A 26,710-nucleotide genomic window follows, 5' to 3' on the forward strand; every position below is an offset into this window, starting at 1 on the left:
GAAATGAGAGCGCTCTCATTTGGAAGCAGACTAGCGATTAACCAAAAACAAAATGAGATGTTTCTCTCAAAAATGGCAGATAAGATAAAGGAAAATAAACAAGACGTGATCCCTATAGCAGAATTCCACTGTTGCCTGGGAGTGCGGGAATGGTTTAATTTGGCTAATTAATCATCATGGTGTGGTTTAACTGCTGAAGAGGCAGCTTTTCAGCCTAAATGCGCATTCTGTTACGTAAAATTCCGTAAATGGGTGGCATTGCGCGGGTCAGCTCTCTAGAATCAAAGCGCTTTTCCGTTGTTCGCATCCTACAGAAAGGAACCGTTAATGTTTAAACGTACTTTAGTGACCTTCATTGCACTTTGTTCCCTTAGCGCCGTGGCCCCCGCAGCGTTTGCTGCCGGTGAGCCTCATGTGTTGTTAACGACGTCAGTTGGGAATATTGAGTTGGAACTCAATAGCCAGAAGGCCCCGGTTTCAACACAAAACTTCGTTGATTATGTTAACAACGGCTACTACAACAACACTATTTTTCACCGTGTTATCCCTGGTTTTATGGTTCAAGGTGGTGGTTTTACTGCTGACTTCAAACAGAAAACTGCTAAAACACCAATCAAAAATGAAGCGGATAACGGCCTGCGCAACCTGCGTGGCACCATCTCTATGGCCCGTACTGCTGATAAAGACAGTGCTACCAGCCAGTTTTTCCTGAATGTGGCAGACAATGCCTTCCTTGACCACGGCCAACGTGACTTCGGTTATGCGGTGTTCGGTAAAGTGGTTAAAGGGATGGATGTGGTAGAGAAGATCTCCCAGGTTCAGACCGAAAATGTCGGCCCGTATCAGAATGTGCCGGTTAAACCTATCACTATCCTGTCAGCGAAAGTTTTACCTTAATCGCTGGTTACCAGCCTTCACGTTAAACCTCGAAGGCTGGTTTACAACCAAGCTGTCTTTTGCTTGCTGCCCACCTGCAACGCCACGTTCTTTGGGTAACAGTCGCATTGCTGTCATAAATTAATCCGTTTGCCCGAATCGGGTGCTTATAATCAATTATCTGTCTCTAACGTAAACGTGATGGGGTGAAGGTTTATGAGTGAAACATTGCTTATCGCGAAGGTGCCGCCGGCACAGGATTTAGTGATTTTATCGGCTCTGGCTAACCGTCATGGCTTGATTACTGGCGCGACCGGCACGGGTAAAACAGTCACCCTGCAAAAAATGGCTGAGCAATTTTCCCGTATTGGTGTGCCGGTATTTCTCGCCGATGTGAAAGGGGATTTATCTGGCATTGGGGCGGAAGGGGTTGATTCGGAAAAACTCCAAACCCGACTGGCAGCGATAGGTGTTACGGATTGGCAGCCACAAGCTTGCCCGATTGTGCCGTGGGATATCTTCGCTGAAAAGGGTCATCCGATCCGTGCCACTATTTCCGATCTTGGCCCGCTGCTGCTAGGTCGTCTGCTTGATCTGAATGACGTGCAAAGTGGTGTGTTGCAACTGGTATTCAAAATTGCCGATGACAACAACCTGCTGCTGCTTGATATGAAAGACTTGCGGGCTATCGTGCAATATGTTGGTGACAACGCGAAACAGTTCCGTACGCAATACGGCAACATCACGCCGGCCTCAATTGGTGCTATCCAGCGTGGTTTACTGGCTTTGGAAGAGCAAGGTGCCAATCAATTCTTTGGCGAGCCGATGCTGGATATTCACGATTTAATGCAAATCGACAGCCATGGGCAGGGAGTTATCAATCTGTTAGCGGCTGATCGGTTAATTAATCAGCCCAAACTGTATGCGATTTTTCTGTTGTGGTTGCTGGCTGAACTTTTCGAGCAACTTCCTGAAGTGGGTGATGTTGATAAACCTAAGCTGGTGTTTTTCTTTGATGAAGCCCATCTGTTGTTCAGTGATGCGCCAACGGCGCTGGTGGATAAAGTTGAACAGGTGGTCCGGCTGATTCGCTCGAAAGGGGTCGGCATCTATTTTGTGACGCAAAATCCATTAGATATTCCCGATAAAATCCTCGGTCAACTGGGCAACTGGGTACAGCATGCTCTGCGTGCCTTTACCCCACGGGATCAAAAAGCAGTTAAAGCTGCAGCTCAGACTATGCGCGCGAATCCGGCATTCAGTGCCGAACAGGTGATTACCGAATTGGGGGTTGGCGAGGCTCTCATCTCTTTCCTTGATGAGAAAGGGCGGCCTAATGTGGTCGAGCGGGGTATGGTTATCGCGCCACAATCAAAAATGGGCGCATTGGATGCGGCAGCGCGTAATCACGCCATCAATCATTCCCCACTATATGGTCGTTATGAAGAAGGGGTGGATCGCGAGTCTGCTTATGAGAAATTATCTGCGGGTGGATTCTCTACCATGGGGGATGCAGCGCCCGGAGGGGGGGCGGCTTCTCAGCCGTCAACCGATCAGCAGGGTAGTGCGGGCGGTGGTTTGATGGATGGGCTGAATGATTTACTGTTTGGTTCTACCGGCCCGCGCGGTGGCAAACGTGATGGTATCGTCCAGACGGCAGCTAAGAGCATGGCGCGGGACTTGGGGCGACAAATTTTGCGTGGTGTCTTGGGGTCAATTACCGGTGGGCGTAAGCGTTAACCTGATTTTTTGGATATGAAATGCTGCTATTGATCGATAATTACGATTCGTTTACTTACAACCTCTACCAGTATTTTTGTGAATTGGGGGCTGAGGTGGTGGTTAAACGTAATGATGAGGTACAACTTGCTGATATTGAAAAGTTATCACCCTCACATTTGGTGATTTCGCCTGGCCCTTGCACGCCCAATGAGGCCGGAATTTCTTTAGCGGCCATCAACCATTTTGCCGGAAAATTACCGATACTGGGTGTTTGCTTGGGGCATCAGGCACTAGGGCAGGCTTTTGGCGCACGTGTAGTGCGAGCGCGGCAAGTGATGCACGGTAAAACCACGGCTATTTGCCATAATGGTCAGGGGGTTTTTCGGGGGCTTAACCAACCGCTGACCGTGACCCGTTATCACTCTTTGGTGATTGCGACCGACTCATTGCCAGACTGTTTTGAACTGACCGCCTGGACGGAACATGAGGGAGTGATGGATGAGATTATGGGTATCCGTCATCGCACCTTGTCATTGGAGGGGGTGCAGTTCCATCCTGAGAGTATCCTCAGCGAGCAAGGTCATCAATTATTAGATAATTTCCTTAAAAATTAGCTGGTTGAGTTGTATTTATTATTTAATTGTTTTTTTTGTTTGCCTGATTGTGATTTTTTATGCATATTTTGTGATTATATTTTCATATACCAATAATTGGTAACTCAATGGATTATACCCAAAGTAATTGGAGTTGCAGATAGGCAGCCCGCAAACGAATCCCGCTGAGCTTACACAGTCAAGTGATTCAGGTGACAAATCTGTCGGGAACAGATTTGAACGCTGCTTGCAGCGGCCTCGAAGAGGTGAGGCCCAGGGATGGGCCGAATAATGCGTGCAGCTAACAACCCTGTAGCTTCAAGTGCGAAGGGGATATCAGGGTGGACAGTATAATGGCGGATAAGTTAGCAGTAACTCGCAGTACATTCGATCAGGTTATTTTGCCTGTTTATGCACCAGCACAGTTCATTCCGGTAAAAGGGAAGGGCAGCCGAGTGTGGGATCAACAAGGCAAGGAATATATTGATTTTGCTGGTGGAATTGCGGTTACTGCTCTGGGGCATTGCCACCCGGCGCTGGTAGCGGCATTGCATCAGCAAGGTGAGACGTTATGGCATACCAGTAACGTTTTCACTAATGAGCCTGCACTGCGTTTGGCGCAAAAACTGATTGATGCCACCTTTGCGGATCGCGTGTTTTTTGCCAACTCGGGTGGCGAGGCAAATGAAGCGGCCTTTAAGCTGGCTCGTCATTATGCCATTGAACGTCATAGCCCCTATAAGACTAAAATCATTGCTTTCCATAATGCTTTCCATGGCCGCACCTTATTTACTGTATCGGTGGGTGGTCAGCCCAAGTATTCCGATGGTTTTGGCCCGAAACCTGCCGATATCATCCATGTGCCGTTTAATGATCTGGCTGCGGTGAAAGCCGTTATGGATGACCATACTTGTGCGGTGGTGCTCGAACCCATTCAGGGAGAAGGGGGGATCACCTCTGCGACGCCTGAATTTCTACAAGGGGTGCGGGCTTTATGTGATCAACATGATGCGCTGCTGGTATTTGACGAAGTACAAAGCGGTATGGGGCGTAGCGGCAAGCTGTTTACCTATATGCATTATGGTGTGACGCCAGATATTCTGACCACGGCGAAAGCCTTAGGTGGTGGTTTCCCTATCAGTGCGATGCTAACCACGGAAGAAATTGCGTCGGTAATGGCGGTGGGAACTCACGGCACCACCTATGGGGGCAATCCTCTGGCCTGTGCCGTCGCTGAGGCTGCTCTGGATGTGATTAATACCCCTGAGGTACTTAATGGTATTGAACAGCGCCACAGCCTGTTTGTGCAGGCGCTGCAAGAGATCAATAACAAGTATCACCTGTTTGACGATATCCGTGGTATGGGGTTATTGATTGGTGCCGAGTTAACGCCGCAATACCATGGCCGTGCGCGGGAGTTGCTGATGGCTGCTGCCGCTAATGGCTTGATGGTCCTCAATGCCGGGCCGAATGTGTTGCGGTTAGCCCCTTCATTAGTGGTGGAGCTGGATGATATCAAACAAGGAATGGCGCGGTTAGAGCAAGCCATCGCCAGTCTGGTCCAGGATTAACTCAATTATGGAGAGGTATTTTGCCTCTCCATTGCTATACATGCTCCCGTAATCTCTGACTGCGCCAAATACCGTGATGGGGTTGTTGTTGCCAAGCCATGGCAGACACCGTATGCATCACGCTTAAGTGTGACAAAACCCGGCGTAAATTACGTTCCAACTCAGAAATTTGTGTGTCCGGTGTGACATCCGGCATCTGCACGAAATCGTTATTCCCCTCGCTGTTGTCTGACTCCAGCCGTTGCTGGCATTGCTGAATGGCTATCTCACAGAGTTGTAAATAATCTGCCGCCAGTTCGACGCTGAGCTGAATGTGATATTTACCTGGTACTGAACTCCCCAAGGGATAAGCCCGCGTCAGGATAGTCATCTCATTGATATGCCCAACAATCAACTCACTGTGAGTGGCCCATAATCGCATATCTGCCAAATATTTTGAGTTGAACCCCGGCTCTTGCATCGCCTGATTTAAGGAGCTTAACACGGTGTTACTGGCCTTATTTACTTCAATGCGTTTATAGGCCAGTTGGTTGATATCAGGCTCAGGCGTCAGCAGCAAGCGCAAAATCTTCTGATATGCCTCTAGCGCCTGATGGGCATTCTTACGCAGTAAACCGCTCTGCCACTGAGGCCACAGCCATAGGGCGCTGGCAAAGGCCAATGCGCAGCCAATTAAGGTATCTAGCAATCGCGGAACCAAGAAGTCAGCGCCTTCTCCGGTCAATAATTGCAAGATATAGACTGCGGTTATGGTTCTGCCAACAACAGATAGCCCGTAGTTTTTACGTTGAACCAGATAAGCGGCAAGGGTAATGAGCAGCATAATGCCAAGGGTGGCACCCTCTGGCATTGGCAGATGCAATAGACCAGCGGCCAATATCAGCCCAATCAAGGTGCCGAGTGCACGGTGATGGATTCGTACCTTGGTGGCGTTATAACCGTTCTGCGTTACCAGCATCACAGTAAGCAAAATCCAATAAGGTTTGGGTAGATGAATTAAGTTACCGATATAGCTACCTGCTGCCAGTGTTACGCCCAGACGAGCCGCTTCCCGCAGTGCACCTGATTTGAACGACAGATAGCTGATCAACGCCGGCCAGAAAGGTTGTGGTTGTTGGCTGGACATCAGGTCACGGTCATACAGTGGTCGCCGGTCACTCAATAGCTGGGTCACGTGGCTGATATGGTAGTAGTAGAATTGTGCGACCGGGTTGTCTGGGTGTGCCTGTGCGATGCTTGCCAGTTCTGTCAGACCATCATCGGCAGTGAAATGCTCATCAGCATGGTGGTGATAGAGAATGTCGTTGGCGATGCTGCGCATTTGAGCTGAGATTTTCTGGCAATTACGGCGTATCACGCTCTCAATCTGTGTCTGCTCCATTAACTCTTGTGCTTTTTCTGGCTGAATCAGGGCCGCAGTAATGTGCTCTTGCAAATCGAGAGCCATTTGGAACAATCCCAACAACCGTTTCTGTTCTTTCTTCGTGGTGTTATGAATCAGATTAAATTGCTGATAAAGCTGATTAATCTTGTCCATAATCGCCTGTTGTCTGTCCAGCAGCGGCGGTATCGATTTTTCCGGCTCAAGGTGCTGAGCAAACAGGCTGTATTTGGTGTCACAATAATCGGCTAGTAAGCGATAAAGCTGACTCAAAGGTTCGCGAATCGGTTGATCCTTGCAGAGTCGGAACCATAACCCGTTAAACACCCCATACCACAGTGTCCCTACGGCACACAGCAACGGGGCTTGCCAGATCGGAGCGCGGCCCACCATGCTGAGGCTGAAAATAGCAGCAATCAGTGCCGCGGGTAACAAATGGCCATTCAATTGGCTAATCGCCCCACTCACTCCTAGAACTAATGCCAGGCTGAGCATGACAGCAGGCAACGGAATATCCCATAGCAGCAGTTGCTGGGTTAGGAAGCTACTCACAGTAAACAGCGCGCCGCCGACCAGCAGACGCCGGAAAAAATGTTGGTGTGGTGTATCCAGTGAGGCAATGTTGCAACAGGCGGGTATCAGAGAAAACATCAAGCCCAGCCGAAGTTCGCCGAGAGCGAACCCTAATGCTGCAGGCAGGCAGAGCACTAATGTTTGGCGTAGTGCGTAATTAACTTCAGGATGATAAATAAGCCGTTGCCATTTCATAAAGGCCCCAGAAATTTATTGATCACAAAAGATTAAAAAACTGATGCCGACAGTATCGGCACCAGTTTAGGGGGAATTAACGGGTGCCGTAGACGACAATCGTTTTACCGTGTGCGGAGATCAGGTTTTGATCTTCCAGCATTTTTAGTATCCGCCCCACGGTTTCGCGGGAGCAGCCAACTATCTGACCAATTTCCTGGCGGGTAATTTTAATCTGCATCCCATCTGGGTGGGTCATGGCATCAGGTTGTTTTGCCAGATTAAGCAGCGTTTGTGCAATACGCCCAGTCACATCAAGGAAAGCAAGGTTGCCCACTTTCTCAGATGTAATCTGTAAGCGACTCGCCATCTGTGAAGATAGGCGCATTAAAATATCTGGATTGACCTGAATCAGCTGACGGAATTTTTTGTAAGAAATTTCAGCCACTTCACAGGCGGTTTTTGCTCTAACCCAGGCGCTACGTTCTTGGCCTTCTTCAAATAATCCAAGTTCGCCGATGAAATCTCCCTGATTAAGATAGGAGAGAATCATCTCTTTACCTTCCTCATCTTTGATAAGCACCGCAACGGAGCCTTTCACGATGTAGTAAAGCGTTTCGGCCTTTTCACCTTGGTGAATCAGCGTACTCTTCGATGGATATTTGTGGATATGGCAATGAGACAGGAACCATTCGAGAGTCGGGTCTGTTTGTGGCTTGCCGAGAACCATTCGCTGTTATCCTCTGTTGTTATCGCTGCCTAACATAACAGGGCTCAGAGTTCCCTGTACGGCGTGCTTATAAAATACACTTTCTCGTAGCATATTAATTTGCTCAACTGCCGAAAGGTATAGCCAAGATACGTACCGGGTAGAAACCCTCCACTGAGTATTGAGAAGCTACCCTATTTAATTCTAGAAACAACACTTTCGGTTCTGTTTGTAGCACAGGATGAAGCCAGTGTCTTGTGTTGTATCGCTTCAGCATGATGAACATCGGGTTACATTGCCAGTTTGTAAATGAAAGGGTAGTCTGGATCAGAAAATTTAACCGGGAGCAAGAGTTATGCAGGCACGTGTAAAGTGGGTTGAGGGGCTGACATTTTTGGGTGAATCGGCATCAGGTCATCAGGTGTTGATGGACGGTAATGCTGGAGACAAAGCACCGAGTCCGATGGAAATGTTATTAATGTCAGCAGGCGGTTGTAGCGCGATTGATGTGGTCTCTATTTTACAAAAAGGCCGCAATGATGTGCGTGATTGCGAAGTGACATTAACCTCGCAGCGTCGCGAAGAGGCACCGCGTCTATTTACGCAAATCAACCTGCATTTTATTGTCAGCGGCAAAGGTCTGACCGACAAAATTGTGGAACGAGCCGTTGAGCTGTCAGCAGAAAAGTATTGCTCCGTCTCACTGATGTTGGGTAAAGCGGCGACGATTACCCACAGTTTTGAGATCCGTGACATCGCCTAAGCAAACCCTTCGTACTTGAAGCTGCAGGGTTGTTAGCTGCGTTCGCGCACCCGAATCACTTACTTATGTAAGCTCATCGGGATGAGTTCGTTTGCCGCCTACCTGCAGCTCCAATTACTTTGGGTTGGGATAGAGTCAAATTATTTTTCTCTCTCTCCAGCCATTGCTATACTGCGGCTTCAAGAATGAAGGAGATTAACCGATTTTCTCCCCTTCCAGCAACTGCTGCACTAGCGGCGCCATAATCAGTTCCATTGCCAGCCCCATTTTTCCGCCGGGTACCACCAATGTATTGATATTAGAGATAAATGATCCTTGCAACATCGCCAGTAAGTAAGGGAAATCAATTTGATCCAAACCCCGGAAATGAATAACCACAAAGCTTTCATCCAGTGACGGAATCGCTTTGGCAGCAAACGGATTTGATGTGTCAACGGTTGGCACGCGCTGGAAGTTGATATGAGTGCGTGAGAACTGCGGCGTAATGTAGTTGATATAATCATCCATGGAGCGCACTACGGAATCCATCACCGCTTCACGCGAATGGCCGCGTTCGCCGGTATCGCGTACTAATTTCTGAATCCACTCCAGATTGACGATAGGTACCACGCCCACCAACAGATCGACGTGTTTCGCCACATCATGATGTTCAGTCACCACGCCGCCATGCAGCCCTTCATAAAACAGCACGTCGGTGGGTTGTGGTAATGCTTCCCACGGGGTAAACGTGCCGGGAATTTGGTTGTATGGCACCGCTTCATCATAGGTATGTAAATACTTACGTGAACAGCCAGTGCCGTGTTCACCGTATTCCGACACACTTTGCTCCAACTGGCCAAAGTCATTGGCTTCGGGGCCAAAATAGCTGATATGTCGGCCTTGATCTCGTGCTTTACGGATGGCTGCATCCATCTCAGGGCGGGTATAGCGATGGAAACTGTCACCTTCAATTTGCGCTGCGCGAATATTCAATTGCTGAAAGATCTTACGGAACGCCAGGCTAGTGGTGGTTGTCCCTGCGCCACTTGAGCCGGTAACGGCTATAACCGGATGTTTAGTCGACATATTAGCTGTAACTCCATGGGGGTTAGATCTTCAGTGACTGGGCTGCAATCGCCTGTTTTTTTATCGTTGATGATTATTTTTAGGGCAAAGTGGCGGGCTTGTCACCCTGTTTCAGCCAATGTCTTCGTAACAGCGAGAGGACTATTGCTGCTCTTCTGCTCCGGCGCGAAATGCGCTGCGCGGCATAATATTGATGGTTTCATGTAATTCGGACCACACCAATATGGCTTCACCGCTGATCAACTGGCGGCGCACATCCTCGACTTTTTGCGCTAATGAGCGCTCATGCTCGCCGTAATCGGTACCTTCACGTAACACAAAGGCTTCAAGTAAGTTATCCAGCGTTTCACCGTCAACTTGCTGCCAGGGAACTATCATTGCTGTTGCTCCAGATAAGGGGAAAGCCAGGCCGGAATACGTTGTTCCAGCCACATTTGTGGGTGTTTCAATGAGCCACTGACGAAACCAACGTGACCGCCATGTTCGGTTAACTGATAGTCAATATTGGCCGGTAACTCGCTGAGATCCGGGATAACTTCAGCCGTCATAAACGGATCATCTTTGGCATGAATGATCAGCAGCGGAGTCGTAATCTGCGGCAATAGCGGCAGGGCGCTGCAACGGTGATAATAATCAACGGCATCATTAAAACCATGAATTTTAGCAGTAATGACATCATCAAAATCTCTGATTCGCCGCAACCCTTTCAATTGAGCCAGATCCAAAGGCAGACTTCCGGGGTAATGCAAAAGCTTACGCGTGGCATTTAACTTTAGTTGGCCCAGTAAATAATGCTGATAGACCCGGGAGAAACCTTGCTCCATACGATTAGCACAGGGTTCAAGCATCAGTGGTGCTGACACCACCACTGCGGCCTGCAACAGGCTATCTTGGCCTTGCTCTGCCAAATACATCGCCAGCATATTGCCACCCAAAGAGACCCCGACGGCGGCGGTTGGCACCTGGCCATAGCGCTCTCGAAGCCAGCGGAGAAAGAAGCGAGCATCTTCTGTTTCACCGGAGTGATAAATGCGTGACTTACGATTTGGCTCTCCACTGCATCCACGAAAATGCATCACCACACCGAGCCAGCCTTTGGCTTGCCATGCACTTAATAACCCATGGGCATAAGGGCTGTAAAAATTACCTTCCAAACCGTGGAAGAGTACGACTCTGGGTTTATCTCTCGCCAGCTCGGGATTTTCACTCCAGGCCAGATCGACAAAATCGCCATCAGGCAGTTCCAGCCGTTGCCAGAATGGTTGCAATGTCACATGGCGTCTGACCAGCCGTGGCAGCAGTGTTTGCAGATGTGGATTACTGGCTCCGGCCAGTGGGCGAAATAATTCATGCATATAGTGAATGGAAATCATGTTGTTGCTCTTGTGTGATCAATAACACACTGTTAGCTTCATGGGTATATCGCGCATCATTTTGGGTGAGAGGCACCCGTCTCATGGAACTGAGTTTATTTCTTTCAATGGTAGGCTTTCTTTGGGTTGCAGCTATTACCCCCGGTCCAAACAATATGTTATTGACCTCTGCGGGGGCTAACTTCGGCTTTATGCGTTCTATCTGGCTGATGTTAGGTATTATGTTAGGCATGCAGAGCATGTTGCTGTTGGTGGCTTTTGGTGTCGGCGGCCTGATTCTTATCTACCCCTCCCTCCATCTGGTTCTGAAAATTTTGGGTAGCCTATATCTGCTATGGCTGGCATGGAAAATTGCCACTTCTGCCTATGAGAAATTGGAAACCAATGTCGTACCGCCAAAACCGTTGCGTCTGTATCAAGGCTGGTTATTGCAGTTCCTTAATCCCAAAGCCTGGTTGATGGGACTCGGGTCAGTCGCCAGCTTCAGTATGACCGGGGCCGCCTATAATCATTCTATCGTAATGATAAGCCTTGGTATGTTTATGGTGAACCTGGTGGCCGGTATCATTTGGCTGGGTTTTGGTACTTTGATTGGGCGCTTGTTACGCAGCCGCCGTGCCTGGTTTAGCTTTAATATCTCGATGGGCTTGCTGACGGCAGCTTGTGTGTTATTGATTTGGCATTAATCAGTGGAGCTAATAGATGGCCTATAACTATTTTCATGTTGATGCTTTTGTTGGCGCAGGGTTATCTGGCAACCCGGCAGGGGTGTATCTGCTGAAGAAACCGTTGTCGGCCGCAGAGATGCAAAGTATCGCGGCCGAGATTAATTTACCGGAAACCAGTTTTGTCTGGGATGAAGGGGATAAATCGGCGATCCGCTGGTTTACGCCGGAACGTGAAGTCGACTTATGTGGACACGGCACATTGGCGGCGGCGCATGTGATGTTCAGCATCATTAATCCTGGCTTGCATGATATCTGTTTTCGCAGTGCCAGCGGTGACTTGTACGTCAAGCGCGATGGCGATAACTTCGGCCGACTGTCGCTGGATTTCCCCTCATTACCGCCCGACCAAATTGCTGTCGCGGCAGAGTTGAGTGCATTGCTTGGCAGCAACATTCAGCAGGTATGGCAGGCAAAATCTCTGTTGGTGGTGCTGGAAAACGAGCAGCAGGTACAGCAGTTACAACCCGATATTGTTGCGCTGATTGCCTATACCGGTCGTGGGGTGATTGTGACCGCGCCGGGTGATGAAGTGGATTTTGTTTCGCGTTACTTTACCCTTGGCAGCAATGAAGATCCGGTTACCGGCTCAGCCCATTGTACCTTAATGCCCTATTGGGTCGCGCGACTGGGAAGGTCATCACTGCACGCCCGGCAGATATCAGCACGCGGTGGCGAATTATTCTGCACCTTAGCCGGTGATCGTACTTTAATTGCCGGTGATGCCCGCATTTTTATGAAAGGCCAAATAGATCTTTAAGTTAACTGCATAGACAATTCCTTCAGATTTTTATTATCACTAAAAGGAATAAAGAATATTCTTTTATTCCTTTTGTCGTATTACTCCTTCGGGTAACACTGTCATCTCAGAGCGCCCGGTGCGCTCAGGGTCGCAGCGATAGCGAATGACACAGTTAACCCAGCGGAGTGAACCATGGCGATAACCTTATCTTCTGCAAGTCTTACCGCCGCAATACGCGGCTTTTTACGGCCAGGTGGTGCACTGTTAGCTCTGTCGCTAGTTGCTGCCAGTGCACATGCTGTCGATGTGACAGTGGCTTATCAAACTTCCGCAGAACCGGCAAAAGTCGCGCAAGCGGATAACAGCTTTGCCAAGTTGTCCGGTGCCAATGTGGATTGGCGCAAGTTTGACAGCGGCTCTAGCGTTGTGCGGGCATTGGCCTCGGGTGATGTGCAAATTGGTAATATCGGCTCCAGCCCATTAGCCGTTGCTGCCAGCCAAAAGGTGCCAATTGAGGTCTTCCTACTGGCGTCACAACTGGGGAGTTCAGAGGCGCTGGTGGTGAAGAAAGACATTAAAACCCCACAAGATTTAATTGGTAAACGTATTGCCGTGCCGTTTATCTCCACGACACATTACAGTCTGCTGGCAGCCCTGAAACATTGGGGAATTAAGCCGGATCAGGTCACAATCCTCAACTTGCAGCCACCTGCTATCGCCGCCGCTTGGCAGCGGGGTGACATTGATGGCGCTTATGTTTGGGCTCCTGCCGTTAACGAATTAGCCAAAACCGGTACCGTCCTGACTGATTCTGCCCAAGTAGGTCAATGGGGCGCGCCAACCCTGGATGTCTGGGTGGTGCGCAAAGACTTCGCCAAAGCCCATCCTGAGGTGGTTACCGCCTTCGCCCGCAGTGCATTGGCCGCCCAAGGTGCTTATCTGGCCCAACCAGAACAATGGCTGAAAAATCAGCAGTATCTGGGGCAGCTTTCGCGCTTAAGTGGTGTCCCTACCGATCAAGTGCCGGAGCTGGTGAAGGGCAATACTTATTTGCCTGTCGCTGAGCAGATAACGCAACTGGGTCAACCAGTGGATCAGGCCATCCGCGATACTGCCGCGTTCCTGAAAGAGCAAGGCAAAATCCCGCAAATTGCCAGTGATTATAGTGATTTCGTCACTGACCGCTTTGTGAAAGCAGTGCAGGCCACACCGCAGTCCTAGGAGTCATCATGCTAAACGTGCGCGGCCTGTGGGCCGAATATCAGGGCAAACCTGCCTTACAGGATGTGTCACTACAAATCGCATCTGGAGAGTTGCTCGTGGTATTGGGGCCATCAGGTTGCGGTAAAACCACGTTATTGAATCTAATTGCCGGATTTATGGAGCCTTCAGCTGGCAGCATCACTCTGGATGATATACCGGTTCACGGCCCGAGTGCCGAACGGGGAGTGGTGTTCCAGCATGAGGGCTTACTGCCGTGGCGGGATGTGGTCAGCAACGTGGAGTTTGGCCTGCAACTGGCAGGATTAAGCAAACAACAGCGGCGCGAAACTGCCCTGAAAATGCTTCATCGGGTAGGGTTAGCTGGTTTTGAACATCACCTTATCTGGCAACTCTCTGGTGGGATGCGCCAACGAGTAGGGATTGCCCGTGCACTGGCGGTTGACCCGCGCTTGTTGCTGTTGGATGAGCCGTTTGGCGCGCTGGATGCTTTTACCCGCGAGCAGATGCAAGAGCTGTTGCTGACTATTTGGCGTGATACCGGTAAACAAATTTTGCTGATCACCCACGATATCGAAGAGGCGGTGTTTCTGGCCAGCGAGCTGTTATTGCTGTCTCCAGGGCCGGGGCAGGTGGTCGAACGACTGTCGCTGAATTTTGGTCGGCGTTATGCCGCTGGTGAGCCATGCCGATCCATTAAGTCTGATCCTGAATTTATCGCCCGCCGCGAATATGTGTTGGGTAAAGTCTTCCAGCAACGGGAGGTATTGATATGAGCCTGCACAGCACGTTACGTAATCAAGCCGTCACGCTGCCGGTTCACCGCCTACCGGCTAACGATGAACCCCCGCTGATTGACAAGAAAGCGGTTCGCCGTTTACCTGCGGGTAATGGCCTGTGGCTTAGCATCACTACTCTGATTGTGGTGGTCGCGTTGTGGTGGGCGGTGACGGCGTTACAGCTTATCAGCCCACTCTTTTTACCCGCGCCGCAGCAGGTATTACATCAGTTATTGGTGATTGCCAGCCCGCAGGGGTTTATGGATGCCACGCTATGGCAACATCTGGCCGCCAGTTTGGGGCGAATTCTCATCGCATTACTCGCTGCGGTCGCACTTGGTGTTCCAACGGGCATTGCGATGGGGCTAAGCAGCACCGTACGGGGTGTGTTGGACCCACTGATTGAGATTTATCGCCCCGTTCCCCCCTTAGCCTATTTACCCCTTATGGTTATCTGGTTCGGCATTGGTGAAACCTCAAAGATCCTGCTGATTTATCTGGCGATATTTGCGCCGGTGACGTTAGCCGCTGTGGCTGGCGTGCGTAGCGTGGCACAGGTGCGGGTCAGAGCTGCTCGTGCATTGGGGGCCAGTCGCTGGCAGGTTTTATGGTTTGTGGTGCTCCCCAGCGCCTTGCCAGAAATCTTAACCGGTATCCGCATTGGGTTGGGTGTGGGGTGGTCAACGTTGGTGGCTGCGGAGCTTATTGCCGCTACGCGCGGATTGGGGTTTATGGTGCAATCAGCCGGTGAATTTCTCGCAACCGATGTCGTCATCGCCGGCATCAGTGTGATTGCTATTATCGCTTTTGGTATGGAGCTAAGTTTGCGGGCGATCCAACGTCGGCTAACACCTTGGTATGGAGCACAGCAATGAATGAACGCTTGGTAGTCACGCCGTTAGGGCCGCATATTGGTGCTTTGGTTGAGAATATTAATATTGCCCGCCCGTTGGGTGATAGTCAGTTTGAACAGCTTTATCACGCGTTACTCAAACATCAGGTACTGTTTTTCCGCAATCAGCCCATCACGCCATTACAGCAACGTGAACTGGCCGGGCGTTTTGGTGATTTACATATTCATCCGGTTTATCCGCACACCAAAGAGTGTGAGGAGATTATCGTGCTGGATACCCATGATAATAATCCGCCGGACAACGATAACTGGCACACCGACGTGACGTTTATTGCCAATCCGCCATTAGGTGCGATTCTAGCGGCAAAGCAGCTACCGCCAACCGGTGGTGATACCTTGTGGAGCAGTGGGATTGCGGCTTATGACGCACTTTCTGCTCCGTTTAAACAGCTTTTGGCCGGTTTACAGGCCGAGCATGACTTCGCGCACTCCTTCCCCGAGCACAAACATCGTGCGACCCCGGAAGAGCATCAACGATGGCTACTGGCTAAAGAGAATAATCCGCCGATATTGCATCCGGTGGTACGTACCCATCCGGTGAGTGGGCGTCAGGCATTGTTCGTCAATGAAGGATTCACCACCCGAATCGTTGAGTTGAGTGATAAAGAGAGCGATGCTTTACTGCGTTTCCTGTTTGCGTACACCACCAAACCCGAGTTTCAAGTACGCTGGCGCTGGCAGCAGGATGATGTGGCGATGTGGGATAACCGTGTCACCCAGCACTATGCCAATGCTGATTATCTGCCACAGCGGCGGGTGATGCATCGGGCGACTATTCTGGGGGATAGGCCGGTGTACCGGCCTGGTTAACGGGCGGTTTGATTTAGTCTGTGATTAACAATGAGCGGGCCGCTGCGTCAACAGCATCAACGGTGATGTCATCAACCTGTGGCCCGGCATGTAACAACACATGGCGGGTTAACGGGTACCAGCGCCGGTATTTTTCTGGCCGCGACTCAAACAGTGCGACGACCGGGATTTGTAATGCTGAACTGATATGGACCGGTGCGCTATCAGCCGAAATAACTACATCCAATTGACTGGCTGCGGCCACGAACTCATCAACTGACGGTGTGAATAGACTTCGGCCGTGGATGCTCGCCAGTTGCTGTTCACTTGGCGGTGCGATGGGATCATACAAAATCACTATCTCGGCCTGATCACTGAGCTTCAGTGCTAACTGTTGCCACTTTTCCCACGACCAACGCCGTTGCGGTGCTTTATTCGAGACAAACAGCCCGATGCGTGGCTGATTGCGTTCACCTAATTCTGCCTGCCATTTTGCCTGCAATTGTGGGTCAGGATAGAGATGTAACTTGAGCGTATCGATGTCGACCCGCCCCAGTTCGGGTAGCAGTGCAAAACCTGACAGTGCCTCATGGCGTATTGGCCGATTGGTCACATGGTCAGGATTGCGGTCATCAAATTCACTGCCCGGGTTATGCCAGCGGCTATCGACCACATTAAGTTGTTTAGCGAACTGGATACTGTTTTTGTTCATGCCACCGTTAGGGATAACCAGTAAATCAAAACGTAAACATCGCAGTCGCCAAATCAGGGCCAGACGATTAAACAGCGCCTTGATCCTGCCCGGTTGTTGGTTTCTTTCACATTGCTTACTGTAAACGTAGGTGTGAACGGTGCTGATATCGGGGTTACGTGCCAGTGCATCTCGATTGTATTTATTTGCCAGCACATGAATTTCGGCTGCTGGCCAGCGCTGCTTTAATGCATGTAATAAAGCAGTGGTACAAACCAGATCGCCAAGGAAATCAATTCGGATAACCAAAATGCGCTGCATCTATACATATTCCCAGAAGTAATTTTATGCCTTATTAAACATGAAAATTTCCTGAGTAATAACAAAAATAAACGTAAATTTGAGATCTATTTTGATAATGAATGCTTCTGCTGCGCATAACGCCATAGAGTGACTGATAAACGTACCGCTCGCCAGAACTCACTGATATTCCCCGCGCCCTGAAACAGCGCTTTGGGTAAGCCTAATGCCTTAAACTCAGCCGCGAGTGCCGAACGTTCTGGTGACGGGGATAATCTCTTACGCATCAACCCAAAAAAATGGCCGCTCTCCTGATTAGCGTGACGTAACAGCGCACGGCATAACGGCGGTTGTTGCGTGGCAGAAAGGTTAATTAGCGCGTTAATAATTCTAAGATAGCTATTGGCGCGAGCCAACAAGGCTTGGGGTGACGGAGAGAGGGTGATGGAGTGTGGGTTGGTGCGATAACCATAAAATGGCGTATCACAGAAACCGACACGTTGTACGGCGAGTGCCAGATGGGTGGTCCACAGAATATCTTCATGTAGCATTCCAGGGATGAATGCAAGTTGATGGGTCGCGACCAATTCGCGCCGAATCAATTGTAGCCATACATAATGTGGCCACTCATTATGTTCAATACTGCGAATAACCCATTGCTGGCCGCTAAGTATCTCGCTCCACGGCTGTTTATATAACAAGGGGCTGCTGGGCGCTAGGTGGGGATCAGTGGTAAAGGTAAAACCATTACCTATCAATAAATCTAATTGCTGCCGATTGGCCTGTTGCAACCAAGTTGATAAAGCATCAGAGGCCAGCCAGTCATCGCCATCAACAAAAGCAATCCAGGGGGCGGTTGCCCGAGCGATTCCGGCATTACGGGCCGCAGAAAGCCCCTGATTGGCCTGATTAACAATGACCAGCCGCGAATCACGGCGCGCGGCGGCTACTAATATCGTCAGGCTGTCATCGGTCGAACCATCATTGACGGCAATGATTTCCAATGACACACCCGACTGCTGGTACAATGAATCCAGTAGTTGTGTGAGGTAAGCGGCGCAATTAAATACCGGAACCACCACACTAATATCCTTATTAGTCATGATCTTATTATCCTTAATACTGGTGTTTTCTGAAAAGCGGGTTATCCCGCTTCAAATATCTTAGTGAGGTTCTCCAACTGCTCCTGAGCATCTAGCCAGTGCATTTCAGTCTCTTCAAGTTTGGTTTTCACTTGCGTCTGCTGCTGTAAACATTGGGTCAAATCAGCCTTACGTGCAATATCGTATAAGGCAGAATCAGCCAATTGTTCTTCGATGACTGCCAGCTCGGTACTGAGCTTATCCATCTGTTTTTCCAGCGTCATAATCTGCTTACGCAATGGCTGAGTCTGGGTTCGGAACTCTGCCTCACGGCGTTTTTGATCTTTACGCTGTTGGGCACTATTACCTGACAACTCTTTTGTCGGATTATCCTGCTGGCTTTGCTGGCGCTGCACATCGACCAAAAATTGCTGATAATCTTCTAAATCGCCGTCGAATTGCTCTACTTTGCCATCATGCACCAGATAGAGGTCATCGGTGGTGGAACGCAGTAAATGGCGGTCATGGGAAACCACCACCAATGCGCCTTCAAAATCAATTAAGGCTTCGGTTAGCGCCTGACGCATATCAAGATCAAGGTGGTTGGTTGGCTCATCGAGTAGCAATAGGTTAGGGCGCTGCCAGATAATCAGTGCCAGTACTAAACGTGCTTTTTCACCGCCGGAGAAGCGGGCCGTTGGGTCAGTAACCTGATCGCCCTGAAAACCGTAGCCACCTAAATAGTCGCGCAGTTGTTGTTCCGACTCTTTGGGTGCCAGGCGGCTCATATGCTGTAGCGGTGATTCATCCGCACGCAAAAACTCCAACTGATGCTGGGCGAAGTAACCCAGTTTAATCCCTTTGGATAAACCAATCTCACCGCTTTGTGGCTCTAAAGTGCCGGCTAGTAACTTAATTAGCGTAGATTTACCCGCACCATTGCGCCCCAACAGACCGATGCGTGAGCCGGGGACCAGATTGAGCTTAATGGACTGCAAAATCGTACGATCACCATAGCCTGCGCTCACTTTCTCCATGCGGAGTAGGGGGTCAGGCAAACTTTCCGGTGTACGGAAGCTGAAGTGGAATGGGTTATCCACATGGGCAGGTGCAATCAGTTCCATCCGCTCAAGCATCTTGATGCGGCTCTGAGCTTGTTTGGCTTTAGTCGCCTGTGCACGGAAACGGTCGATATAGCTTTGTAAATGCGCCACTTTTTCTTGCTGATGCTGATACATCGACTGCTGCTGCGAGAGCTTGGTCGCTCGCTGGCGTTCGAAAGATGAATAGTTACCGGTATATTCATTCAGCGTCTGCTGTTCAATATGCAGAATCTTATCAATAATAGGATCAAGGAAATCGCGGTCATGAGAAATTAATACCAGCGTGCCAGAATAGCTTTTCAGCCACTTTTCCAGCCAGATAACCGCATCTAAATCCAAGTGGTTGGTTGGTTCATCCAGTAGCAGCAAATCAGAGCGGCAAACCAGCGCTTGGGCCAGGTTAAGGCGCATGCGCCAGCCGCCGGAAAATGAACGTACCGGTTGCTGTAATTGCTCTTGAGAAAACCCCAGCCCGTGTAGCAAACTGGCGGCACGGGATTGAATTGTCCAGGCATGGATGGCATCAAGTTTGCCGTGCACGGTGGCGATGGCATGACCATCGTTTTTTTCATTAGCGGCCTGAAGTTCGGCCTCCAATTGGCGATATTCGCGATCCCCGTCGATAACATACTCTATCGCCGGAATATCCAGTGCCGGAGTTTCCTGATTAACCCAGGCCAGTGCCCAGTTACTGGGGAAAGTGGCATTGCCCCCATCGGCGCTCAGTTCGCCTTTGAGCAACGCCAGCAGGGTGGATTTACCACATCCGTTCTTGCCGACCAGCCCGACCTTTTGGCCAGGATTAATCGTTGCTGTAGCGTTGTCCAGCAAGACGCGGGTACCACGTCGTATTTGAAGCGAAGAAAAAACAATCATAGAGTGCCGTATGTTTAGAGTTTACCCGTCATACTTCAAGCTGCATGTGTGTTGGCTGCGCTCGCTCACCCGAATCACTTACTCTAGTAAGCTCATCGGGATTCTCTCGCTTGCCGCCTTCCTGCAACTCGAATTATTTTGGGTATATGTTAAATTATTATCCCCGTGGTTCTTGTCGCTACCGACGGGTAACGCCAATGACTTTGGGTATAAATCTTAGTCTTTTTTAGTCTTTGCGAAGTATGGTAACGGAAAAACCGGACCCTGACGACGCTTTGGAGGGGAATGATGTCGCAGCCACCGAAGGTTTTGCTGCTGTATGCCCATCCGGAATCACAAGACTCGGTGGCAAACCGGGTTTTACTGCAACCGGTGCAGCAGTTAGAACATGTTACTGTGCACGATCTCTATGCACATTATCCTGATTTCTTTATTGATATTCACCATGAGCAGCAATTGCTACGTGAGCATCAAGTTATTGTATTTCAACATCCTCTCTATACCTACAGTTGCCCGGCGTTGCTGAAGGAGTGGCTGGACCGGGTATTAGCTCGTGGGTTTGCCAATGGTGTGGGTGGTCATGCTCTGACGGGTAAGTATTGGCGCTCGGTAATTACCACCGGCGAACCGGAAGGGGCCTATCGGGTAGGGGGCTATAACCGCTATCCGATGGAAGATATTCTGCGCCCTTTCGAATTGACAGCGGCTATGTGCCATATGCATTGGATGAACCCGATGATTATATACTGGGCGCGACGTCAGAAACCGGAAGTCTTAGCCAGCCATGCGCAAGCTTATACGCAGTGGTTGCTGTCGCCGTTGCCTGCGGGAGGGCACTGATATATGGAAGGCTCAGCGCTACTTACTGCCATTTTATTATTTTTATTTGCCGCTGTGGTTGCGGTTCCTATTGCTCAACGCCTGGGTATTGGTGCGGTGTTGGGTTATCTGATAGCCGGTATTGCTATTGGTCCATGGGGGTTAGGTTTTATACGTGATGTTGACGAAATACTGCACTTCTCCGAGCTTGGTGTGGTGTTTCTGATGTTTATCATTGGGTTGGAGTTGAATCCAGCCAAGCTATGGCAGTTGCGGCGCTCTATTTTTGGTGTCGGTGCGGGTCAGGTTGTTATTACAGCGGCAGTATTGGGGGCATTACTCTATTTCACTCAGTTCGCCTGGCAGGCGGCGGTTATCGGTGGCATTGGTTTAGCAATGTCCTCGACCGCGATGGCATTGCAGCTAATGCGGGAAAAAGGCATGAACCGCAACGAAGGCGGGCAGCTCGGATTCTCGGTGTTACTGTTCCAGGATATGGCGGTTATACCTGCTTTGGCGTTGATCCCTATTCTGGCGGGGGGCGGTGGTGGTGCCAATGATTGGGTCAAAATTGGTATTAAAGTTGCGGCGTTTGCGGGGATGTTGATTGGTGGTCGCTATCTGCTGCGCCCCTTGTTTCGCTATATTGTCGCCTCTGGTGTGCGGGAGGTTTTTACTGCGGCCGCATTACTGGTGGTATTAGGTTCTGCACTGTTTATGGATGCATTGGGCCTATCGATGGCGTTAGGGACATTTATCGCCGGGATATTACTGGCCGAAAGTGAATTTCAGCACGAACTGGAAATTGCCATCGAACCTTTTAAAGGGTTATTGCTCGGGTTGTTCTTTATTTCGGTTGGGATGGCGCTGAATCTTGGTGTGCTATTCACTCACCTGCTGGATGTGTTGTTAGGTGTGCTGGCGCTGGTATTTATCAAAGGCACCGTATTGTATGGTTTGGCACGTACATTTGGCTTGCGCCGTTCGGTGCGCTTGCAATTTGCCGGAGTGCTCAGTCAGGGCGGTGAATTTGCTTTCGTCTTGTTCTCCGCTGCATTCTCTCAACATGTTCTAAATGCTGAACAACTGGCATTGCTGCTGGTGGTGGTTACGTTGTCGATGATGACGACACCATTATTGATGCAGGCTATCGATCGCATTCTGATCCGCCGTTATAACGCGCAGGAAGAGAGCGATGAGAAGCCGTTCGTGGAAGATAATGATCCGCAGGTGATTATTGTTGGTTTTGGGCGATTTGGTCAGGTGATTGGCCGCCTACTGATGGCGAACAAAATGCGTATTACCGTGTTAGAACGTGATGTCAGTGCGGTGAGTGTGATGCGCAAATACGGTTACAAAGTCTATTACGGCGATGCCACCGAATTGGAACTGTTGCGGGCCGCCGGCGCGGAAAAAGCTAAAGCTATTGTTATCACCTGTAATGAGCCGGAAGATACCATGACATTGGTGCATCTGTGCCAGCAACATTTCCCTGATTTGCACATTCTGGCGCGTGCCAGAGGGCGTGTTGAAGCACATGAACTGTTGCAAAATGGCGTCAAAGACTTCACCCGCGAAACCTTTTCCAGTGCGCTGGAGTTGGGGCGTAAAACGCTATTGGGATTGGGAATGCATCCACATCAAGCTTATCGGGCGCAACAACATTTCCGTCGTCTTGATATGCGGATGCTGCGTGAATTGGTGCCGCAGCATCATGGTGATGTGGCGCAAATCTCCAGAGTTAAAGAGGCCCGCCGTGAACTGGAAGATATTTTCCAGCGAGAAATGCTACATGAAAGTCGGCAGTTAGATGGGTGGGATGAATACGAATAATGTCGGAGAAAACGATGACAAGTGCTCTTAATAAGACAAAAACGCGCAAAAGATTTATCGCTGGAGCGGTTTGTCCAAAATGTAAGGCATTGGATACCTTGGCTTTATGGCGTGAAGATCACGTGGAGGTGGTGGAGTGTGTCAAGTGTGGTCACCATCAACGCCAGACGGATGAACAGGTCAATCAACACGTCCGCCCGCATGAACAAGTGATCGGTATTTTCCATCCCGAGTAGCGTTATCCTTCGCGATTTTTTATGCTGGTGGGTACAGCGGTGCAGATTTCAGCTACAATCTGTGCCAATTTTTGTTCCAAGGGTAGGAGATATCATGAAAGTAGCAAAAGACTTGGTGGTCAGCCTGGCTTACCAGGTACGTACAGAAGACGGTGTTTTAGTTGATGAGTCTCCGGTGAGTGCGCCGTTGGACTACTTGCATGGACACGGTTCCCTGATCGCTGGTTTGGAAAAAGCGCTCGAAGGTCATGAAGCTGGCGACAGCTTTGATGTGCGCGTGAATGCAGACGAAGGCTACGGCAGCTATGATGAAAATCTGGTGCAGCGCGTACCGAAAGACGTCTTTATGGGCGTTGACGAGCTGGAAGTTGGCATGCGTTTCCTGGCTGATACCGATCAAGGTCCAGTACCGGTAGAGATCACTGCTGTTGAAGATGAGCACGTGGTGGTTGATGGTAACCACATGCTGGCGGGTCAGGATCTGAACTTCCACGTTGACGTGGTTGCTATCCGTGAAGCAACAGAAGAAGAGCTGCAACATGGCCACGTACATGGCGAGCATGATCATCATCATGAACACGGTGATGGTTGCTGTGGCGGTCATGGCCATGATGAGAGTGACCACGATCATGAACATGGTAAAGGTGGTTGTGGTAAGGGCGGCTGTGGCTGTCACTAAGATCTGACTCTGTCAGTCAAAAGCCAGCCTTGCGGCTGGCTTTTTGCTATCCGCATTAATAATGCGGAGGCGGTGTCTCTTCTGCTGGCGAGGCCATCATGGAAGACTGAGATTCGCGCAGTTTATCGGTCAACAAGCGCAGATGCTCCCGCAATTTGGTCATTTCCATTTGGTGCTCCGTCACGATCAAATTGAGTTCCTCAATCGTCACTTCCTGAAATGCCAGACGGCTTTCCAGCATTTCCAGCCGTTGTTCAAACAGGGATTGTTCCATATTAATTTCCTCTCATGACTGCAAACCATACCCTCTTATTACTTCCTATTTGATACTCATAGAGAAAAAACAGGGGAGGGGCGATTCTACCTGTAAAACGCCGTGATTGCCTTGCGAGGATCAAGATATCGATAAAACGAAACTTCTTGTAGTAAAAAAAGTCTTAATATCACTTAATAGCATCAGCATAGAGATTGTTTTGTGTTCGCACAGACAGTTATAGTACAAGTTACACTTATAATCGTTGCTTGGGGTAAGTGTCCTTAAGCCAATGGAGAAATGGATGAAATCACTGTTTAAAGTAACGCTACTGGCTACCACCATGGCGCTGACCCTGAATACCTCTGCTACTTTCGCTGCTGAAGCAGCCAAAACCGCAGCCGCGCCAGCAACGACCAATAGCGCATTTAAAAATGATGACCAGCAATCTGCTTATGCATTAGGCGCATCATTAGGGCGTTACATGGATAATTCCCTAAAAGAACAAGAAAAGCTGGGTATTAAACTGGATAAAGACCAGTTGATCGCCGGTGTTCAGGACGCGTTTGCTAACAAAAGCAAACTGACTGATGCAGAAATTGAAAGCACTCTGCAAAGTTTTGAAGCTCGCGTAAAAGCTTCTGCTCAGGCAAAAATGGAGCAGGACGCTAAAGAAAATGCCGATAAGGGCGCTAAGTATCGCGATACTTTCGCTAAAGAAAAAGATGTGAAGAAAACCGCATCTGGCCTGCTGTACAAAGTAGAGAAAACCGGTACTGGTGAAGCACCAAAAGACAGTGATACCGTGGTTGTTAATTACAAAGGGACACTGACTGATGGCACTGAGTTTGATAACTCCTACAAGCGTGGTGAGCCATTATCCTTCCGCTTGGACGGTGTTATCCCAGGTTGGACTGAAGGCCTGAAGCAAATCAAAAAAGGTGGCAAGATCACCCTGGTTATCCCACCAGAACTGGCTTACGGCAAAACTGGCGTCCCAGGTATCCCAGCTAACTCTACTCTGGTATTCGATGTAGAACTGTTAGATGTGAAAGCGGCACCAAAAGCTGATGCTCCAGAAGAGCAACCAGCAGCAGCTGCAGGCGAAAAAGCGAAGAAGTAATTCAGCTTAGTTCACCGATTCTGCTTATAACCGCTGCGATAATTGTCGTGGCGGTTTTTTTTGCGGCACATCTATCAATTTTCACTTCTGTTCGTTGATAACTTGACGGTTTATGGCTTGTGGGCTTAACGTCAATATCACGCGCAAACGCAAGGATTTTATCTCAGCATATTTGCTAGACTTAAAATCTAAGATATTGAGTTATGAGTCTGCCAACGATATTGAGACAGGCTTTACCTAGAGGATGGTGTCTTCGATGTCTAATTCGCTTCTCAGTAGCGAAACCAGTGAACTGGATTTACTGGATGAACGTCCGTTCAGTCAGACGGACCATGAAATACTAAAATCATACGAAGCTGTCGTTGATGGCTTAGCTATGCTTATTGGCGGCCACTGTGAAATCGTTCTGCACTCACTGGAAGATCTGAAAAGCTCTGCGGTAAGAATTGCGAATGGAGAACACACTGGAAGGCAAATTGGTTCACCGATAACCGACTTGGCTCTACGGATGTTGCACGATATGGCCGGTGCTGATAGCAGTGTTTCAAGAGCTTATTTCACCAGAGCCAAAAGTGGTGTACTGATGAAATCAGTCACTATCGCTATCCGTAACCGTGACCAGCGTGTTATTGGCTTGCTGTGCATCAACATGAATCTGGATGTGCCTTTCTCACAAATCATCCAAACGTTTATGCCGCCGGAAACGCAGGAAGTTGCTTCCTCGGTCAACTTTGCCTCATCTGTTGATGATTTGGTGGCGCAAACACTTGAATTTACCATCGAAGAAGTCAATGCGGACCGTAATGTTTCTAACAATGCGAAGAACCGCCAAGTGGTACTTAATCTTTATGAAAAGGGTATTTTTGATATCAAAGATGCCATCAATCAGGTTGCAGAACGGCTTAATATCTCTAAACACACCGTCTATCTCTACATTCGCCAATTCAAAAGTGGCGACCTTGTAGGGCACGACCGTTAATGTCTGGCGTGAAAAGATATTGTCTTATGGTCACTGGGCCTGCTTATGGTACGCAGCAGGCCAGTAGTGCTTATCAATTTGCACAAGCGCTGATAAATTCAGGTCACAGTTTGGTGAGTGTTTTCTTCTATCGCGAAGGCGTTTTGAACGCTAACCAATTAACTGCCCCTGCCAGTGATGAATTTGACTTGGTAAGGGCGTGGCAACAATTGGCGGCTGAACATGCTGTTATGTTGCATGTGTGTGTGGCGGCGGCATTACGCCGTGGTGTAACCGACCAACAGGAAGCCGAACAACTCAATCTTGCGGCAGCGAATCTGCAACCGGGTTTTACCTTAACCGGCTTGGGTGCGTTAGCCGAAGCCGCATTGACCTGTGATCGCATGGTGCAATTTTAATGGCAATGAAACGTGTCGCTTTTGTTTTTACCCAAGGCCCGCATGGCAATTCGGCAGGGCGGGAAGGGTTAGATGCCTTACTGGCTACATCGGCATTAAGCGAAGATTTAGGTGTATTCTTTCTGTCAGATGGTGTTTTGCAGCTATTACCTCAGCAACAACCGGAAATAATTCTCGCCAGAAACTATATTGCCACTTTCGGTGTCTTACCCCTGTACGATGTTGATAATTGTTATATCTGCGAAGCCTCATTAGAGCAACGCGGGTTGAGTGGTGTGACGAACTGGATCCTTGATGTCGAGGTATTATCTCCGGTAAATTTACGTCGCCAATTGGCAACTTATGATGTTGTGCTGACTTTTTAATGGG

General features: G+C 49.4%; 28 protein-coding genes. 19 read left to right on the forward strand and 9 right to left on the reverse strand.

Features of this window, described 5'->3' with window-relative positions:
• Positions 1-327: 327 nt before the first annotated feature.
• The 4 genes from ppiA to argD all read left to right on the forward strand — a co-directional run bounded on the left by ppiA (position 328) and on the right by argD (position 4,762).
• Entirely contained in the window at positions 328-897 is a 570-nt protein-coding gene (gene ppiA, locus V1955_RS01035) for a peptidylprolyl isomerase A (protein ID WP_083161196.1), read from the forward strand.
• Between the two features lie 195 nt (positions 898-1,092).
• Positions 1,093-2,616, forward strand: coding sequence for a helicase HerA-like domain-containing protein (locus V1955_RS01040; protein WP_442820438.1), 1,524 nt, complete (start codon positions 1,093-1,095; stop codon positions 2,614-2,616).
• Between the two features lie 20 nt (positions 2,617-2,636).
• Entirely contained in the window at positions 2,637-3,212 is a 576-nt protein-coding gene (locus tag V1955_RS01045; RefSeq protein WP_083161192.1) for an aminodeoxychorismate synthase component II, read from the forward strand.
• Between the two features lie 332 nt (positions 3,213-3,544).
• Positions 3,545-4,762, forward strand: a complete 1,218-nt coding sequence (argD, locus tag V1955_RS01050) for a bifunctional acetylornithine/succinyldiaminopimelate transaminase (RefSeq protein WP_372568502.1) — start codon at positions 3,545-3,547, stop codon at positions 4,760-4,762.
• A 34-nt stretch (positions 4,763-4,796) separates the two neighbouring features.
• Here the strand turns inward: argD and V1955_RS01055 are convergent, their stop codons facing one another.
• A complete protein-coding gene (locus tag V1955_RS01055; protein WP_083161188.1) occupies positions 4,797-6,911 on the reverse strand; it encodes a YccS/YhfK family putative transporter in 2,115 nt (704 codons plus the stop codon).
• Between the two features lie 76 nt (positions 6,912-6,987).
• A complete protein-coding gene (gene crp / locus V1955_RS01060) occupies positions 6,988-7,620 on the reverse strand; it encodes a cAMP-activated global transcriptional regulator CRP (protein ID WP_005186183.1) in 633 nt (210 codons plus the stop codon).
• A gap of 334 nt (positions 7,621-7,954) precedes the next feature.
• Between crp and V1955_RS01065 the strand changes: the two genes are divergently transcribed.
• Positions 7,955-8,362: an OsmC family protein gene (locus tag V1955_RS01065; RefSeq protein WP_004391459.1), complete on the forward strand. Its 408-nt coding sequence runs from the start codon at positions 7,955-7,957 to the stop codon at positions 8,360-8,362.
• A gap of 195 nt (positions 8,363-8,557) precedes the next feature.
• Here the strand turns inward: V1955_RS01065 and V1955_RS01070 are convergent, their stop codons facing one another.
• The 3 genes from V1955_RS01070 to V1955_RS01080 form a co-directional block, all read right to left on the reverse strand.
• On the reverse strand, positions 8,558-9,427 hold the full coding sequence (locus V1955_RS01070) for a phosphoribulokinase (protein WP_083161186.1): 870 nt from the start codon (positions 9,425-9,427) through the stop codon (positions 8,558-8,560).
• 141 nt (positions 9,428-9,568) lie between these two features.
• The gene (locus tag V1955_RS01075; protein ID WP_032906589.1) at positions 9,569-9,805 is read right to left on the reverse strand and encodes a YheU family protein; all 237 of its coding nucleotides are present in this window, start codon (positions 9,803-9,805) and stop codon (positions 9,569-9,571) included.
• Positions 9,802-10,782 (reverse strand): hydrolase, encoded by a 981-nt coding sequence (locus V1955_RS01080; protein WP_442821409.1) that lies wholly within the window; start codon positions 10,780-10,782, stop codon positions 9,802-9,804. Before V1955_RS01080 ends, V1955_RS01075 begins: the two co-directional genes overlap by 4 nt.
• A 101-nt stretch (positions 10,783-10,883) precedes the next feature.
• On the opposite strand from V1955_RS01080, the gene V1955_RS01085 reads away from it, so the two are divergent.
• The 6 genes from V1955_RS01085 to tauD all read left to right on the forward strand — a co-directional run bounded on the left by V1955_RS01085 (position 10,884) and on the right by tauD (position 15,990).
• Complete coding sequence (locus V1955_RS01085) at positions 10,884-11,486, forward strand: LysE family translocator (protein ID WP_083161184.1); 603 nt, start codon at positions 10,884-10,886, stop codon at positions 11,484-11,486.
• A gap of 16 nt (positions 11,487-11,502) precedes the next feature.
• The gene (locus V1955_RS01090; RefSeq protein ID WP_083161182.1) at positions 11,503-12,285 is read left to right on the forward strand and encodes a PhzF family phenazine biosynthesis protein; all 783 of its coding nucleotides are present in this window, start codon (positions 11,503-11,505) and stop codon (positions 12,283-12,285) included.
• Between the two features lie 174 nt (positions 12,286-12,459).
• The gene (gene tauA, locus V1955_RS01095) at positions 12,460-13,488 is read left to right on the forward strand and encodes a taurine ABC transporter substrate-binding protein (protein ID WP_102970493.1); all 1,029 of its coding nucleotides are present in this window, start codon (positions 12,460-12,462) and stop codon (positions 13,486-13,488) included.
• Between the two features lie 8 nt (positions 13,489-13,496).
• Positions 13,497-14,264 (forward strand): taurine ABC transporter ATP-binding subunit, encoded by a 768-nt coding sequence (tauB, locus tag V1955_RS01100; RefSeq protein WP_083161181.1) that lies wholly within the window; start codon positions 13,497-13,499, stop codon positions 14,262-14,264.
• Positions 14,261-15,142, forward strand: coding sequence for a taurine ABC transporter permease TauC (gene tauC, locus V1955_RS01105; RefSeq protein WP_420072810.1), 882 nt, complete (start codon positions 14,261-14,263; stop codon positions 15,140-15,142). The genes tauB and tauC overlap by 4 nt, the downstream gene beginning before the upstream one ends.
• The gene (tauD, locus tag V1955_RS01110; protein ID WP_442820439.1) at positions 15,139-15,990 is read left to right on the forward strand and encodes a taurine dioxygenase; all 852 of its coding nucleotides are present in this window, start codon (positions 15,139-15,141) and stop codon (positions 15,988-15,990) included. The genes tauC and tauD overlap by 4 nt, the downstream gene beginning before the upstream one ends.
• Before the next feature lie 13 nt (positions 15,991-16,003).
• Here tauD and V1955_RS01115 read toward each other — a convergent pair whose 3' ends face one another.
• From V1955_RS01115 to V1955_RS01125, 3 genes are all read right to left on the reverse strand, one after another.
• The gene (locus tag V1955_RS01115; protein ID WP_372568504.1) at positions 16,004-16,981 is read right to left on the reverse strand and encodes a glycosyltransferase family 9 protein; all 978 of its coding nucleotides are present in this window, start codon (positions 16,979-16,981) and stop codon (positions 16,004-16,006) included.
• Between the two features lie 86 nt (positions 16,982-17,067).
• Entirely contained in the window at positions 17,068-18,063 is a 996-nt protein-coding gene (locus tag V1955_RS01120) for a glycosyltransferase (protein ID WP_193784746.1), read from the reverse strand.
• Positions 18,064-18,104: 41 nt separating this feature from the next.
• Positions 18,105-20,021 carry an ABC transporter ATP-binding protein gene (locus V1955_RS01125; RefSeq protein ID WP_083161177.1) on the reverse strand — a complete coding sequence of 639 codons (1,917 nt, stop codon included), beginning with the start codon at positions 20,019-20,021 and terminating at the stop codon, positions 18,105-18,107.
• 288 nt (positions 20,022-20,309) lie between these two features.
• Here V1955_RS01125 and kefG point away from each other — a divergent pair, with 288 nt between their 5' ends.
• From kefG to slyD, 4 genes are all read left to right on the forward strand, one after another.
• Positions 20,310-20,861 carry a glutathione-regulated potassium-efflux system ancillary protein KefG gene (gene kefG, locus V1955_RS01130; RefSeq protein WP_193784847.1) on the forward strand — a complete coding sequence of 184 codons (552 nt, stop codon included), beginning with the start codon at positions 20,310-20,312 and terminating at the stop codon, positions 20,859-20,861.
• Between the two features lie 3 nt (positions 20,862-20,864).
• Positions 20,865-22,673, forward strand: a complete 1,809-nt coding sequence (gene kefB, locus V1955_RS01135) for a glutathione-regulated potassium-efflux system protein KefB (protein WP_442820440.1) — start codon at positions 20,865-20,867, stop codon at positions 22,671-22,673.
• A gap of 14 nt (positions 22,674-22,687) precedes the next feature.
• A complete protein-coding gene (locus tag V1955_RS01140; protein ID WP_032906619.1) occupies positions 22,688-22,909 on the forward strand; it encodes a YheV family putative zinc ribbon protein in 222 nt (73 codons plus the stop codon).
• A 94-nt stretch (positions 22,910-23,003) separates the two neighbouring features.
• Positions 23,004-23,588: a peptidylprolyl isomerase gene (slyD, locus tag V1955_RS01145; protein WP_083161174.1), complete on the forward strand. Its 585-nt coding sequence runs from the start codon at positions 23,004-23,006 to the stop codon at positions 23,586-23,588.
• Between the two features lie 55 nt (positions 23,589-23,643).
• Here the strand turns inward: slyD and V1955_RS01150 are convergent, their stop codons facing one another.
• Entirely contained in the window at positions 23,644-23,862 is a 219-nt protein-coding gene (locus V1955_RS01150) for a protein SlyX (RefSeq protein ID WP_005186209.1), read from the reverse strand.
• 283 nt (positions 23,863-24,145) lie between these two features.
• On the opposite strand from V1955_RS01150, the gene fkpA reads away from it, so the two are divergent.
• The 4 genes from fkpA to tusC all read left to right on the forward strand — a co-directional run bounded on the left by fkpA (position 24,146) and on the right by tusC (position 26,706).
• Positions 24,146-24,964: an FKBP-type peptidyl-prolyl cis-trans isomerase gene (gene fkpA, locus V1955_RS01155; RefSeq protein ID WP_442820441.1), complete on the forward strand. Its 819-nt coding sequence runs from the start codon at positions 24,146-24,148 to the stop codon at positions 24,962-24,964.
• Positions 24,965-25,220: 256 nt separating this feature from the next.
• Positions 25,221-25,943: a helix-turn-helix transcriptional regulator gene (locus V1955_RS01160; RefSeq protein ID WP_032906602.1), complete on the forward strand. Its 723-nt coding sequence runs from the start codon at positions 25,221-25,223 to the stop codon at positions 25,941-25,943.
• Complete coding sequence (gene tusD / locus V1955_RS01165; protein WP_083161172.1) at positions 25,943-26,341, forward strand: sulfurtransferase complex subunit TusD; 399 nt, start codon at positions 25,943-25,945, stop codon at positions 26,339-26,341. Before V1955_RS01160 ends, tusD begins: the two co-directional genes overlap by 1 nt.
• Positions 26,341-26,706: a sulfurtransferase complex subunit TusC gene (gene tusC, locus V1955_RS01170; RefSeq protein WP_442820442.1), complete on the forward strand. Its 366-nt coding sequence runs from the start codon at positions 26,341-26,343 to the stop codon at positions 26,704-26,706. Before tusD ends, tusC begins: the two co-directional genes overlap by 1 nt.
• Positions 26,707-26,710 lie beyond the last annotated feature (4 nt).

The sequence above is a fragment of the Yersinia sp. 2545 StPb PI genome (assembly GCF_052217125.1).
Classification (GTDB): Bacteria; Pseudomonadota; Gammaproteobacteria; order Enterobacterales; family Enterobacteriaceae; genus Yersinia; species Yersinia enterocolitica_E.

Excerpts from the sequence above, each read along its gene's own strand:
- tauA (WP_102970493.1), top strand. The coding sequence starts at position 12,460 with ATGGCGATAACCTTATCTTCTGCAAGTCTTACCGCCGCAATACGCGGC.
- V1955_RS01045 (WP_083161192.1), top strand. The coding sequence starts at position 2,637 with ATGCTGCTATTGATCGATAATTACGATTCGTTTACTTACAACCTCTAC.
- argD (WP_372568502.1), top strand. The coding sequence starts at position 3,545 with ATGGCGGATAAGTTAGCAGTAACTCGCAGTACATTCGATCAGGTTATT.
- V1955_RS01070 (WP_083161186.1), bottom strand. The coding sequence starts at position 9,427 with ATGTCGACTAAACATCCGGTTATAGCCGTTACCGGCTCAAGTGGCGCA.
- kefG (WP_193784847.1), top strand. The coding sequence starts at position 20,310 with ATGTCGCAGCCACCGAAGGTTTTGCTGCTGTATGCCCATCCGGAATCA.
- V1955_RS01120 (WP_193784746.1), bottom strand. The coding sequence starts at position 18,063 with ATGACTAATAAGGATATTAGTGTGGTGGTTCCGGTATTTAATTGCGCC.
- V1955_RS01140 (WP_032906619.1), top strand. The coding sequence starts at position 22,688 with ATGACAAGTGCTCTTAATAAGACAAAAACGCGCAAAAGATTTATCGCT.
- V1955_RS01055 (WP_083161188.1), bottom strand. The coding sequence starts at position 6,911 with ATGAAATGGCAACGGCTTATTTATCATCCTGAAGTTAATTACGCACTA.
- V1955_RS01160 (WP_032906602.1), top strand. The coding sequence starts at position 25,221 with ATGTCTAATTCGCTTCTCAGTAGCGAAACCAGTGAACTGGATTTACTG.
- tauC (WP_420072810.1), top strand. The coding sequence starts at position 14,261 with ATGAGCCTGCACAGCACGTTACGTAATCAAGCCGTCACGCTGCCGGTT.
- V1955_RS01115 (WP_372568504.1), bottom strand. The coding sequence starts at position 16,981 with ATGCAGCGCATTTTGGTTATCCGAATTGATTTCCTTGGCGATCTGGTT.
- V1955_RS01065 (WP_004391459.1), top strand. The coding sequence starts at position 7,955 with ATGCAGGCACGTGTAAAGTGGGTTGAGGGGCTGACATTTTTGGGTGAA.
- fkpA (WP_442820441.1), top strand. The coding sequence starts at position 24,146 with ATGAAATCACTGTTTAAAGTAACGCTACTGGCTACCACCATGGCGCTG.
- tusC (WP_442820442.1), top strand. The coding sequence starts at position 26,341 with ATGGCAATGAAACGTGTCGCTTTTGTTTTTACCCAAGGCCCGCATGGC.
- ppiA (WP_083161196.1), top strand. The coding sequence starts at position 328 with ATGTTTAAACGTACTTTAGTGACCTTCATTGCACTTTGTTCCCTTAGC.
- V1955_RS01085 (WP_083161184.1), top strand. The coding sequence starts at position 10,884 with ATGGAACTGAGTTTATTTCTTTCAATGGTAGGCTTTCTTTGGGTTGCA.
- V1955_RS01075 (WP_032906589.1), bottom strand. The coding sequence starts at position 9,805 with ATGATAGTTCCCTGGCAGCAAGTTGACGGTGAAACGCTGGATAACTTA.
- V1955_RS01150 (WP_005186209.1), bottom strand. The coding sequence starts at position 23,862 with ATGGAACAATCCCTGTTTGAACAACGGCTGGAAATGCTGGAAAGCCGT.
- slyD (WP_083161174.1), top strand. The coding sequence starts at position 23,004 with ATGAAAGTAGCAAAAGACTTGGTGGTCAGCCTGGCTTACCAGGTACGT.
- tusD (WP_083161172.1), top strand. The coding sequence starts at position 25,943 with ATGTCTGGCGTGAAAAGATATTGTCTTATGGTCACTGGGCCTGCTTAT.
- tauD (WP_442820439.1), top strand. The coding sequence starts at position 15,139 with ATGAATGAACGCTTGGTAGTCACGCCGTTAGGGCCGCATATTGGTGCT.
- crp (WP_005186183.1), bottom strand. The coding sequence starts at position 7,620 with ATGGTTCTCGGCAAGCCACAAACAGACCCGACTCTCGAATGGTTCCTG.
- kefB (WP_442820440.1), top strand. The coding sequence starts at position 20,865 with ATGGAAGGCTCAGCGCTACTTACTGCCATTTTATTATTTTTATTTGCC.
- V1955_RS01040 (WP_442820438.1), top strand. The coding sequence starts at position 1,093 with ATGAGTGAAACATTGCTTATCGCGAAGGTGCCGCCGGCACAGGATTTA.
- V1955_RS01090 (WP_083161182.1), top strand. The coding sequence starts at position 11,503 with ATGGCCTATAACTATTTTCATGTTGATGCTTTTGTTGGCGCAGGGTTA.
- tauB (WP_083161181.1), top strand. The coding sequence starts at position 13,497 with ATGCTAAACGTGCGCGGCCTGTGGGCCGAATATCAGGGCAAACCTGCC.
- V1955_RS01080 (WP_442821409.1), bottom strand. The coding sequence starts at position 10,782 with ATGCATGAATTATTTCGCCCACTGGCCGGAGCCAGTAATCCACATCTG.
- V1955_RS01125 (WP_083161177.1), bottom strand. The coding sequence starts at position 20,021 with ATGATTGTTTTTTCTTCGCTTCAAATACGACGTGGTACCCGCGTCTTG.